A 13,355-nucleotide genomic window follows, 5' to 3' on the forward strand; every position below is an offset into this window, starting at 1 on the left:
CACATAGGTTGTCTACATTTTATAGTATAGAGCACTTTTTACTATAAATGAAATGAGATGATTGTGTGCCTTTTATAAATCGTTTTACGACAACGGTACCTGGTGCCGTCACGTTTACTGGGAATACGCTGGGACTTAGCCCTACATCACCTGCACCAGGTAATATTTTTGGTACACTTGCTGTGTTTACGACAGTAAATACAGCATTGCAAGTACCAGGATTCCCAGCAGGGACAACAGATGAATGGCAATTGAATTCTTCAAGTGCAATTTTAAATCTTCCAGCGGGAAGCAGTGTGTTATATGCAGAATTAGTTTGGGCTGGTACTTTCCGGACTGATACGGAAGATGTTTTACCATTTTTAAATGATAACATTACATTTACAACGCCAGCAGGGACGTTTTCTGTTACGCCAGATCCTGCTACCGCGCAGCAAGGTTCAGTAGAAAATCAGTTTTATTATGCTCGCTCTGCCAATGTAACGAATCTTGTTAGTGCAGGTGGGGCAGGCACATATACAACGGGTGCTGTGCCTGCTGCCAGAACTTCAGCCGACCCGACAATCAGTCGTTCAGCTGGATGGACGCTTGAGGTTGTGTATCAAAATGCAAGTTTACCACTTCGAAATTTGTCAGTATATGCAGGCCAAGAAATTATTGATGCTTCATCACCACCAGTTGATGCTACTATTTCAGGATTTGCTACGCCGGCAACAGGAGCTGTTACAGGAAGAGTGCTCGTAACTGCTCAAGAAGGCGATTCTAACATTGTTGGAGATCAACTTCGCTTTGGACCGAATGCAAATGCTACAGTTGCATTATTCGGACCGAGAAACCCTGCGAATAATTTCTTCCAGTCTCAAATTTGTAATGACATTGGAGAGTTAGATACAACCGGGACATTTGGAAATTTGAATCAGCCGTTAGGGATAGCTTTAGCGATCCGAAGACAAGGGTGGGATATTACGAATGTAAATGCCTCTGCATCATTAGTAAATAATCAAACGTCAGCAACTGTTCGCTTCGTTACAAATGGAGATGGATACGCTGCAGCTGGTTTTGGTGTTCAAATTGATGCAACAGGTCCAATTATTAATCCTGTTAAATCAGTTAATAGAACAGTCGCAGGGGTAGGGGATACTCTCACTTATACGATTACGGTCCCAAATACAGGAACAGGAAGTGCAGAAAACGTTGTATTACGTGATAGTATTCCGAACGGAACGACGTTTGTTGCAGGTAGTGTTACGGTAGAGGGAGTAACACAGCCGAATGCAAACCCTGCTAATGGAATTAATTTAGGTACAATCCCAAATAACACGCAAAGAATTGTTACATTTCAAGTTCGAATAACATCATTCCCGAATCCCAATCCTATTTTAAATCGTGCAATGGTGTCATATCAATTCCGTCCTTTCGTTGGTAGTCCTCCTATTACAAGTACGTCTTCTTCAAACACAGTACAAACGACAGTGAATCAAGCAACCATAAGTATGCAGAAATCTGTAGATTTACAGACGGCAACGCTTAATGATGTATTAACGTACACAGTTAATGTCACAAATAATGGAAACGTCACTGCGAACAATGTTATTTTTGTTGATAGTATCCCTGCTGGAACAACATTTGTCGCAAATAGCGTTACAGTAAATGGAGTAGCGCGTCCAGGAGCGAATCCAGCAAGTAGTATTAATCTTGGAAGTATTAATGCATCGCAAACGACTGTAGTTCGCTTTCAAGTTCGAGTAACATCTAATCCTCTTGTCAATCCAATTCCGAATCGTGCAAGTGCTACATTTACCTTTACTCCAGTGCCTGGTCAACAACCAGTTTCAGGGCAAGCGACAAGTAACACTGTAGTTACTACCATTAACATAGCTGATATAAGAACGAGAAAAACAGTAGATAGAGCTTTTGCGACAGTGAATGACGTTCTTACGTACACTATTACAATTGAAAATACAGGAAATGTACTTGCGACGAACGTTATTTTTCAAGATCCGATCCCAATTGGAACGACTTTTATCGCAAATAGTGTGACTGTGGACGGGGTTTCACAACCTGGGGCAAATCCAGCGAGTGGGTTTACGGTAGCTAATATATCTCCTGGCGGAAGTAGGACTGTTACATTTCAAGTACGAGTAACATCTACGCCGTCAGGAGGTACGATTCCGAATCGCGGAAATGTGTCGGCTAATTTTGTCGTTATTCCAAATCAGCCGCCGATAACGATTAATAGACTAACGAATACAGTTGTGACACAAGTTAATACAGGTGGTTTGAATGTAATAAAAGAAGTGAATACAACGCAAGCGGCGGTAGAGGATACTTTAACATACACAATTGCCGTCCAAAATACAGGGAACGTTCCGTTAACAAATGTATTTTTCCAAGACCCTATTTCTTCTGCTGTTTCATTTGTTGCAAATTCTGTAACAATTAATGGAGTACAGCAAAGTGGACTAAATCCGAATACAGGATTCTCTCTTCCGAATATTCCTGCGGCTCAAACGGTTGTAGTCACATTTGACGTAGTAATTGTACAGAATCCAGAAAATGAAGATATTTTAAATCAAGCAAATGTAACAGCAAGCTTTCAAGTGAATCCGAATGAACCACCAGTAACAATCAATGTACCGAGTAATGTTGTGAATACGACAGTACAATCAGGAAACTTTGAAGTTGTGAAAGCAGTGAATACGGATGTTGCAACGGTAGGAGATGTTTTAGTATATACAATCGAAGTTATAAATTCAGGTAGTGTACCAGCTACAAATGTATTTTTCCAAGATTCAATTCCACAAGGGACATTATTTATTGAAAATAGTGTAGTTGTGAATGGTGTTTTACAAGAAGGGGCAGATCCAGAACTTGGATTCCCATTAAATAATTTGCCTACTGGCGCCAGTGTTATTGTTACATTTGAAGTATTAATTGATGAAATTCCCCAAGGAAATAATGTTGTAAATAATGCGAATGTAACTGGAGATTTCCTTGTAAATCCAACAGAGCCACCGATTACTGTAACAGTACCAAGTAATACTGTTATGACGATCGTGAATTCTTCAGGGTTAAATGTAATGAAAAGTGTAAGTGCTACTGAAGCCGGTGTAGGAGATACGTTAACGTATACAGTTCGTATACAAAATAGTGGAACGGTGGCAGCGACAAATGTATCATTCCTTGATCCGATTCCGGTTGGAACCACTTTTGTAGCGAATAGTGTAACAATAAACGGGACACCTCAACCAGGTTTAAACCCGACAACTGGATTTTCACTTGCTAATATTCCGGTAGGAGGTATGGTGACGGTCACTTTTCAAGTGACAATCACGAGTGTACCACCAAATAGAGTTCTTCCGAATAATGCGAATGTCACTGCTGATTTCCAAGTAAGTCCTCTCCAGCCACCAATTACAATTGTAACGATTAGTAATATTGTTGTGACGCGAGTGAATGTAGGATCACTTAATGTAATGAAGAGTGTAAATACACCACAAGCTGGTGTAGGAGATACGTTAACGTATACGATTCTTATTCAAAATACAGGAACTGTTCCTGCAACGAATATTGTTTTTCAAGATCCAATTCCGTCTGGTACTGCCTTTGTAGCAAATAGTGTGACGATAAATGGAGTCGTACAGCAAGGCGCGGATCCTATGGCAGGTTTCCCGGTACCAAATATTCCGGTCGGACAAACGGCTACGATTACGTTTCAAGTTACAGTGACGAGTGTTCCGAGCGGTGGAAATATAAGAAACCAATCGAACGTTACTGCAAGTTTTCTTATAAATCCAGCAAACCCTCCAATAACGACTGTTACAAATAGTAATTTTGTAGTGACGCAAGTAAACACAGCGCAGTTAAATATACAAAAATCTTCATCTGTACAACAAGCAGCACTTGGAGAAACTTACACGTATTCTGTTGTCATTCGAAATAACGGTACAGTAACAGCAACGAATGTCTCTTTCCTTGATCCAGTTTCTCCAGAAACAACATTTGTAGCAAATAGTGTAACGATAAATGGAACGCCACAACCTGGATTTGACCCAAATGTTGGTTTCCAGCTTCCTAATATTGCAGCTGGAACAGCATTGACAGTAACGTTCCAAGTTACGGTAGTTGCACCGTCTACACGTGGAGCAGTATTAAATACAGCATCTGCTACAGCCACTTTCTTATTAAATCCTTTACAACCACCTGTAACAACAACGAATTCAAGTAATACAACGGTAGTTACAATACCGTTACCTCCTCCTGGTGAAGTAACAGCAACAAAAACAGTTGATGTTGCAACTGGGGCTGTTGGGGATGTATTAACGTATACAGTGCTAATAACGAATGTAGGAATTATCCCTGTTACAGATGTACTCTTCCAAGATGTCATTCCAGAAGGGACGACGTTTGTTGACAACAGTGTAACGATAGGTGGAATACAGCAACCAGGATTAAATCCAGAAATAGGCTTTACAGTTAGTCCGTTATTAAATGCTGGTGCGAGTATTTCTGTAACGTTCCAAGTGACCATTACAGAAATTCCAGATAATGAAGTCATATTAAATGATGCTGACGTTACATTTACTTCACAACCGAATCCGCAGGAGCCACCGATTACGCAAACGATATTAACGAATTTAGTCGTTACGACAATTAATATAGCTTTAATTTTTCCAGTAAAAATAGTAGATAAAGAGGCAGCGACGGTTGGGGAAATATTAACCTACGATGTACTAATTTTTAACTTTGGAACGGTACCGGCAACGAATGTCCAATTTCTTGATTCTAGTACGAGTGGTGTAGCATTTGTTCCAGGAAGTGTGAGTATAAACGGAGTACCAGAACCAGGATTAGATCCGTTCATAGGCTTTACAGTTCCAGATATCCCTGTAGATGGTTTTGTACTTGTCACATATCAGGAGATGGTAACGAGTATACCTCAAGGTGGAACAGTTGTTAACTTCGTGGACGTTACTGCTACATTTGCTGTAAGTGAAACAGAACCGCCTATTACGGAAACAACGACAAGTAATACGACATTAACAGAAATCAATGAGCCTGGTTTGAATGTTTTAAAATCAGTAAGTCAGCCGGTTGTTGCAGTAGGCGATACAATCACATATACAACAGTAGTTCAAAATACAGGAACAGTGATAGCGACAAATGTTCAATATAGTGATGTATTACCTTCCTCTATAGCATTCGTGCCGAACAGTGTAATGATAGACGGTGTGTTACAACCTGGATTCAATCCGAATAATGGATTCCCGCTTCCAGATATAAATCCAGGTGAAAGTGTAGAAGTCACATTCCAAGTAACTGTTGTTAGTGTGCCGACAAACGGAACAATTGCCAATACGGCAAATGTAACGGGAAGTTTTGTATTAGTACCAGGAGAACCACCAGTTATAGTAAACCAATCGAGCAATACAACACTTACAACTGTAAATAGAGGGCAATTTAATGTTATTAAACAAGTAAATAGGGTTGCTACTCTCGTTGGAGATATATTAACGTATACGGTCCAAATAACGAATACAGGAACAATAACAGCTAATGATGTTCAGTTTGTTGATACTATTTCAGCAGGGGCGTCATTTGTACCAAATAGTGTAACGATAAATGGAGCCCCGCAACCAAACTTAAATCCGATTACTGGATTTGGAGTTGGAAATATACCGGTAGGTGAAACAGTTATAGTGACGTTTCAAGCGACAGTTACAAACATCCCGTCATCAGGAACAATTACGAACGTTGCAAATATAACAGGAAGCTTTACTTTAGTGCCAGGAGAGCCACCGGTTGTAGTAACAGAGCCGAGTAATACGACGATAACTAGAGTGAATAGAGGACGATTCAGCGTTATAAAATCTGTAAATAAAGAAGCGACACGATTAGGAGATACGTTAACGTATAGTGTGCAAGTTACAAATACGGGAACGGTAACAGCAACGAATGTTCAGTTTATCGATGTTCCATCACCTAGTTTAGAATTCGTTCCTGAAAGTGTACAAATAAATGGAATTCCGCAAGTAGGTTTAGATCCATTTGTAGGCTTTGCATTGCCTAATCTTGCAGTAGGGGATAGCGTATTAATTACATTTGAAGTAAATGTAATCGCAGTTCCGCCTTCTAGTAGCATTATGAATACAGCAAGAGTAACGGGTGATTTTGAATTAATTCCAGGAGAACCTCCGTTTACAATTACGAATTCAAGTAATACGACAGTCACACCAGTAAATAGAGGCAGTTTAGATATGCAAAAAGAAGTAGATCATTCAATTGTTGGAGTAGGAGAAATAGTAAAGTATACGGTTCGAATATTAAATACTGGTACTGCTGATGCGATGAATGTTCAATTTATCGATGTGCTATCTCAGGAGGCTGGTTTCGTTCCAAATAGTGTAACTGTAAATGGAGTAGCTCGTCCGGGAGTAAATCCGCAGGTTGGATTTACGATTGTAGACATTCCAGTCGGTGAGACGGCGATTGTAACATATGAAGCTACGATTACGAGCTTTCCAGATGGTGGTACAGTAGTGAACGTTGCTGGGGCGTTAGCAGAATATATTTTAGTACCAGGGGAGCCGCCAGTTACAGTGATGGATACGAGCAATACAGTTATAGTGACGGTAAATACTGCAATCTTATTTGTTGCAAAAGGAGCAAACTTTGAAGTAGCGATGGTAGGAGATGTTGTCACTTATGGAATTGCCGTTATAAATGACAGTACAGTTCCTGTGATGAATATTGTTTTAACAGATATCATTGATCCGAATACGTTATTTATAAATGGCACGGTAACGGTAAATGATGTACCTCTTCCATTTGCTAATCCGAATACCGGTATTCCGTTAGGTGATTTTCAGCCAAATGACGCAGCAATTATTAATTTCCAAGTTGTAATAACAGGAGGACAAATAAATAATTTAGTTACAAATACTGCTATAGCAAATGGGCTCGCAACTGTAAATCCGAATGAGCCGCCAGTAGTAGTTGAAGGTGATAGCAATACAGTTGTTATCCCGTTTATTCCTCAAAATGTCTCAACGACAGTCGTAAAAACGGCAAATTTACAGGCAGCAACAATTGGAGATGTTATTACGTTTACGACAGTTATTACAAATACGGGGGATGCAGTAATACAAAATATTCGTTTTCAAGATATGTTAGATAGTAGTGTTCAATTTGTCCTTGGAAGTGTAACGGTTGATAATACGCCAGTGCCAAATGTAAACCCAGTATCAGGATTTATTATAGGAAATTTAAATCCAGGTGAAGCACGGACAGTTTCGTTCCAAGTAGTAGTGCAGAGCGCGCCAAATGGTTCAGGAAATTATATAAATCAAGCGAGTATTCGTTTCGAACATCAAGTAGGCACAGTATTGCCACCTGTTACACAAATGGTAGAAAGTAACATAGTTGTCATTCCATTTGTTCCAACGATAGAACAAATTTGTGAAACGAATCTTAATTGCTTAAGGAAAATTCCTTTTCAATGTTCTCCGTGTAATCATTTGCAAATAAATAAAAAATAAATACAGAAAGAGCATCCGGAAAAAAGGATGCTCTTTCTGTATTGATCATGTAGATTCTTTTTCGGGTGAGGTGAAAAATTCGTCGATTTTGTCGGAGAGTAGTAATGGAATGGCTCCTTTTATAACAGAAATGTCCCAGTCCCACCATGCGAGATTCTCTAGTTTGTCAATCGTTTCTTGCGGGAAACGATATCGAACAAATTTTGCAGGATTACCAGCTACAATTGCATACGGGGGTACATCTTTTGTAACAATGCTCCTGGCGCCGATAATGGCCCCGTTACCAATTGTAACCCCAGATAAAATGCAGGATTGATAACCAATCCATACATCATTGCCGACTACGATATCACCTTTTGAAGAAGGGTGACCAGTAATATGTGCTCCTTCATCAAAAAGTGCATTAAATGGATAAGTTGTTATCCAGTCTGCGCGATGTTCACCGCCAAGTATGAAAACGACTTCTTCTGCTAATGAACAAAACTTACCTATTTTTAATTTTGTTTCATCGTTCCAAGAAAAAATGGTTGGCCCTACTTTACTATAAGTATAATCACCAATATCATATTTATTATATTCAGGTTTTTGATTTAAATATAACATGCTTCTTCAGCCTCCTTTCTCAATTAAGTGATACGTATGGAATATTATATGCAAGATGTAGTAATGTGAACTGTATTAATAGGTGAAATGAACAAAAGGAAGTGGGATGTATGCGATACGAAATGGGTTTATATAATAAACCGTTTCAGTCAATTCAATCAGGAAAAAAAGTATATGAAGTACGCCTATACGATGAAAAACGTCAACTAATAAACAAAGGTGATGAAATCGTATTTACGAATCTTACGACAAAAGAAATGATGACGGTAAAAGTAACGGAAATAAAGCGATACGAGAGCTTTAAAGCTATGTATGAACAAATCGATAAAAAATTATTGGATTGTGAAAATGATAGTTTAGAGGAAATGTTAGAAAGTACATACAAAATATATACGAAAGAACAAGAAAAAGAGTGGGGAACAGTTGCGATTTGTATTGAGGTAATAACATGATAAGAAATCGCGGGGCGGCTATCATTGTACAGGAAGGAAAAATCGCTCTTATAAAACGTATTCGAGAAGAGGAAACATATTATGTTTTTCCGGGCGGAGGGATTGAGGAAGGTGAAACGCCTGAAGAAGCAATGAAAAGAGAGGTATACGAAGAATTAGGGGTACATATAAAAGTGGAGCACCTTATTGCAAAGGTAAAATATAAAGGAAATGAATATTATTATGCTGCCTATATTACAGGCGGAGTGTTCGGAAGCGGAACAGCTGAGGAATTTCAGTGGGAAGATAGAGGAAGTTATATTCCGTTATGGCTACCGATAAACGAGTTGGAAAAAGTGAATATAAAACCTTATGAAGTGGTCGAAAATATATTTAGTCATTATAAAATATAACGTCTGACAACATACAAAAAAACCATTGACATAGGCTTCTGATTTAAGTATTGTATTCGAGTATGTTTATAATCAGGAGGTTTATATGAGCAATCAAACTACTACACATCATGTGAAAATGACAACAGCGGATCCATCTGGAATTGGTCTATTTGGATTAGCGATGGTAACACTTGTAGCATCATCTCAAAAGTTAGGCTTAACAGATGGCGTTTCACTTGTATTACCATGGGCAATCTTTTTAGGAGGATTCGCACAAATCTTTGCTTGCATTCACGATGCAAAGCATAACAATACATTCGGTACGACAGCATTTGGTGCGTACGGCCTATTTTGGTTAGGTGTTGGAATGACTTGGTTAATTCAACTTGGAGTATTTGGCGAAAAATTAGCACAAGCTGCAGATTCAAAACAGCTTGGTGTAGGCTTTATCGGATATTTGATTTTCACAATCTTTATGACGATTGGTGCAATGGAAACACATAAAGTATTATTTATGATCTTCGTCCTTATTGATTTCTTATTTATTGGTCTTTCATTAAGTACTTTAGGTGTTATGCCGCACGCAATGCATAATTTAGCAGCATATTCTGAACTTCTTATTTCATTGTTATCTTTCTACGGTTCAGCAGCAGCAGTGTTAAACACACACTTCGGAAAAGTTGTTTTACCAGTTGGAAAGCCGTTTGGTATTTTTAAAAAGTAATAAAAAAGCACAGATGATTGTATAGTCATCTGTGCTTTTTTATTTATTCCGCTCTTTGTGGGCTGTCTGAAAAAGCTTGATTGGTGAGGACTCATTAAACTTTCACTTTATCCCGCTATTTGCCGGGCAGTAAGACCCCCGCCTCAAAATTCAGCGGAAACAAAGAAGTTAGGTGGGGGATGAATACCCCGCTGATTAAAGTTTCACTTTATTTGAAATAAGTAATGTGAAATGTAAATAAAAGTAGAAAAAATCAATTGAAATTGATTATCATTATTAATATAATGAGAATGAGAATCATTTATTGTTAGAGGGGGATGCCAAAGTGGCAAAAATTTTAATAGCTTATGCAAGTATGTCAGGAAATACAGAGAGTATTGCTGATTTAATTAAAGTTAGTTTAGATGCTTTTGATCATGAAGTAGTATTGCAAGAAATGGAAGGCATGGATGCTGAAGAATTATTAGCTTATGATGGAATCATTTTAGGATCTTATACGTGGGGCGATGGTGAATTACCATTTGAAGCGGAAGATTTTCATGATGACTTAGAAAATATAGATTTAGCTGGGAAAAAGGTAGCGGTATTCGGATCGGGTGATACGGCGTATGAACTGTTTTGTGAAGCGGTAACGATATTTGAAGAACGTCTTGTGGAACGCGGTGCAGAGCTTGTACAAGAAGGGCTGAAAATTGAATTAGCTCCAGAAGATGAAGAGGATGTTGAAAAATGCAGTAATTTTGCAATTGCATTTGCTGAGAAGTTCTAAGAATGGGAGTGTCAACGTGGAGACAATGTTAAGTGCAACTGCTATTACAAAGTTAAGAGATGGAAAACTGTTGTTAGCTACTACATATAATGGCTTATTTGTTGAACAAGACGGAGAATGGAAACGAATTTTAAATGGTTTTCAAAAACGAATTAGGGATTTACATAGCGAAGATAATGTAGTTTATGGTGTAGGTGACGAAGGGATTTTTATTCGTAGTATGAATGGTGGAGAGAACTGGACAATTCAGCGTTTTCCAACAAAAGCAACGAGTTGGAATGTATGTAGCAATGTACAAGGAACTGTTGTTGCTCATGGAGAAAAAATGCTGTATCTTTCTAATAATTTCGGTTCGACATGGGAAACTATTTATCCGTTTCTTGAGTATGGCAGTGCGGCACCGTCTATTCGATCGTTATTTTTATATAAACATTACTTATTTATTGGTACGAAAATACATGCTAAATATGGTGGTGTTTGGCTCTTTGATTTGAAGACACGTAAATTAAAGAGGATTAAAATTGCGATGAATCAAATGATCTCCGCGTTGACTTTACACAATTCTTATTTAGTAGCGGCAAGTGGATCGTGCAAGGGAGTTAGCGGGAATATTTCTTATTGTAAAATAGATGAAAGTATTGCAAGTGAAAAAATATATTGGCACACATGTCAAAGTGAGCAGAAAGCAAGTAGTTATTTAGACTTAAGTGTAGATCAACATGTTTTATATACAACTTCAACGCAAAATAAGGCGGGTATTAGTAGTGTGTGCCGTGTGCTTCTTGAAGAAGGTATTGTTACAGTATGTGATTCAGTTAAAGGGCACGGATGGCGCATTGTTAATCAAAAAGATGGTTATGTAGTAGCCGGATCAGGTGAATTAAAAGCAATGCAGTGGGAACAAAAAATAATTTAAGAAAAAAACTTTACTTTTATTATATTGATATGATATAGTATATTTAAACCATTTTACTTTTAATAATATAGAGATTTAAATGAGCTGTAACTTCCGAGGAGGATAGCAATGTTAAATCTCCTCAGGGGTTGCAGTTTTTTAATATCTGGCTTATTATTGTAAGGTGGTTGAAAATGAATATGTACATATAGGTACATTGTAGGAGGATTTTTTTCATGCAAAACGGTAAAGTAAAATGGTTTAACTCAGAAAAAGGTTTCGGTTTCATCGAAGTTGAAGGCGGAGAAGACGTATTCGTTCATTTCTCAGCTATCCAAGGCGAAGGCTTCAAAACTTTAGAAGAAGGTCAAGAAGTTACTTTCGAAGTAGAACAAGGTAACCGTGGACCTCAAGCTACTAACGTAAACAAGAAGTAATTTTTGAAAAAAGAAGGGCTCGCCCTTCTTTTTTTTGCATTTTTATAGATGTCCTCCTACTTACATATCATAACGAGACTGAATTTTCATTTATTTATTCGGAGTATTTTTGTATAAAGTACATGAATAAATAAATACTGAAAATAAAGTGTTTGTGTGAAAAGGAATTTAGAAAGAGGTAAATAAATTGAAAAACGCTACACATTTTATTGTGTTTGATATTGAGAGGAATTTCAGACCGTATAAATCAGAAGATCCGTCAGAAATAGTTGATATCGGAGCTGTAAAAATAGAAATAGGTACGATGAAGATAATTGAAGAATTTTCGGAGTTAGTAAAACCAAGTGCACGATTAACTCGTCATACAACAAAATTAACCGGTATTACGAAAAAAGATTTAATGGGTGTAGAAAAATTCCCTCGAATTATAGAGAAATTTATTCAGTTCATCGGCGAAGGTTCTATATTTGTTTCATGGGGAAAAGAAGATTATCGCTTTCTATCTCATGATTGTACATTATATGGTGTTGAATGCCCAAGTATAGAAAAAGAAAATAGAATTGATTTGCAAAAATTTGTTTTCCAAGCATATGAGGAATTGTTTGAACATACGCCAAGTTTACAATTTGCGGTAGAACAGCTCGCTTTAACGTGGGAAGGAAAACAGCACCGTGCTTTAGCAGATGCTGAAAATACAGCAAATATACTTCTTAAAGTGTATAGCGAGAGAGATATTAATAAGCGATACAAAAGACATGGTGAACTTGAACTTGTAAAAAACGGAAAACTAACAGAAAAAGCGAAAAAAAAGATGCGAAAATGGGTGTTTAAAGAACTAAAGAAAAATACAGAACGCCCATTTGAATGGAGTACATTTGAAAGTAGTGACACGTGGGAAAGTATAACGGAAAGATATTATATAAGTGAAAATACAGTAGAACTCCTGAAAAAACATTTTCGTACAGCAGTGAGAAAAGCGGAACGGCAGATTAGGTATTTGGCTGAGATGGAGGAGAATACAGAGGTTAAATGAATTTCTCCTCCATCTCTAACTACATACATGTAATAACAGCGTATTGATATTAAATAGGCATCAACTTGTTGTTGTGATGGTGCATTATAATTGCTTTGGGAGTGTTAAGACGTAATAAGAGTTTTAAACCGTATTAATAAAATAAAAATATATATAAAGAAAAGAGTGTAGTTTAATGGAAACAATCTTTAACATTTTAACTGTTTTAGTTTTTTGGATAATATTTACCACACAATTAGCATTAACTACACTTTCTTTCATAGTAAAGAAGGATTGGAAAAAACTTAATATCTCTTTAAGTTGTGGTGTATTAAAGTTTAAAATAGAAGAGTAAGATTGAGTTTTGTACAAGGGAGGTGTGATAGTGGTAGACTTGGATATTAAAGATGTCACAGTAAAGATGGAATTAAACGGTGTCTTTTGGAATGTGGTCTTACCCCACATCCATCAACTTAAGGGATATTTTCAAACAAAATGTGGTTTTTTTATATAATTTTTTATTATCTTTTATAGATTTTATAAAAGTAGGC

At 37.4% G+C, this 13,355-nt stretch carries 9 protein-coding genes; 8 read left to right on the plus strand and 1 reads right to left on the minus strand.

Features of this window, described 5'->3' with window-relative positions:
* The first annotated feature begins 65 nt into the window (after positions 1 to 65).
* Positions 66 to 7,538, plus strand: coding sequence for a DUF7507 domain-containing protein (locus MR169_RS22010; protein WP_242320031.1), 7,473 nt, complete (start codon positions 66 to 68; stop codon positions 7,536 to 7,538).
* Positions 7,539 to 7,583: 45 nt separating this feature from the next.
* Here MR169_RS22010 and MR169_RS22015 read toward each other — a convergent pair whose 3' ends face one another.
* Entirely contained in the window at positions 7,584 to 8,141 is a 558-nt protein-coding gene (locus tag MR169_RS22015; RefSeq protein ID WP_000966305.1) for a CatB-related O-acetyltransferase, read from the minus strand.
* Between the two features lie 110 nt (positions 8,142 to 8,251).
* On the opposite strand from MR169_RS22015, the gene MR169_RS22020 reads away from it, so the two are divergent.
* The 7 genes from MR169_RS22020 to MR169_RS22050 all read left to right on the plus strand — a co-directional run bounded on the left by MR169_RS22020 (position 8,252) and on the right by MR169_RS22050 (position 12,825).
* Positions 8,252 to 8,593 (plus strand): ASCH domain-containing protein, encoded by a 342-nt coding sequence (locus tag MR169_RS22020; RefSeq protein WP_242320032.1) that lies wholly within the window; start codon positions 8,252 to 8,254, stop codon positions 8,591 to 8,593.
* On the plus strand, positions 8,590 to 8,985 hold the full coding sequence (locus tag MR169_RS22025; protein WP_000620826.1) for an NUDIX hydrolase: 396 nt from the start codon (positions 8,590 to 8,592) through the stop codon (positions 8,983 to 8,985). Before MR169_RS22020 ends, MR169_RS22025 begins: the two co-directional genes overlap by 4 nt.
* 85 nt (positions 8,986 to 9,070) lie before the next feature.
* On the plus strand, positions 9,071 to 9,691 hold the full coding sequence (locus MR169_RS22030) for an acetate uptake transporter (protein WP_242320033.1): 621 nt from the start codon (positions 9,071 to 9,073) through the stop codon (positions 9,689 to 9,691).
* Positions 9,692 to 10,016: 325 nt separating this feature from the next.
* Positions 10,017 to 10,460 (plus strand): flavodoxin, encoded by a 444-nt coding sequence (locus tag MR169_RS22035; RefSeq protein ID WP_001062752.1) that lies wholly within the window; start codon positions 10,017 to 10,019, stop codon positions 10,458 to 10,460.
* 16 nt (positions 10,461 to 10,476) lie between these two features.
* Positions 10,477 to 11,376 (plus strand): WD40/YVTN/BNR-like repeat-containing protein, encoded by a 900-nt coding sequence (locus tag MR169_RS22040; protein ID WP_242320034.1) that lies wholly within the window; start codon positions 10,477 to 10,479, stop codon positions 11,374 to 11,376.
* Positions 11,377 to 11,591: 215 nt separating this feature from the next.
* Complete coding sequence (gene cspB / locus MR169_RS22045) at positions 11,592 to 11,792, plus strand: cold shock-like protein CspB (protein ID WP_001179150.1); 201 nt, start codon at positions 11,592 to 11,594, stop codon at positions 11,790 to 11,792.
* Positions 11,793 to 11,979: 187 nt separating this feature from the next.
* Positions 11,980 to 12,825 (plus strand): exonuclease, encoded by an 846-nt coding sequence (locus MR169_RS22050; RefSeq protein ID WP_000786421.1) that lies wholly within the window; start codon positions 11,980 to 11,982, stop codon positions 12,823 to 12,825.
* Positions 12,826 to 13,355 lie beyond the last annotated feature (530 nt).

The organism is Bacillus cereus group sp. BfR-BA-01349 (assembly GCF_022663795.1).
Lineage (GTDB): Bacteria > Bacillota > Bacilli > Bacillales > Bacillaceae_G > Bacillus_A > Bacillus_A cereus.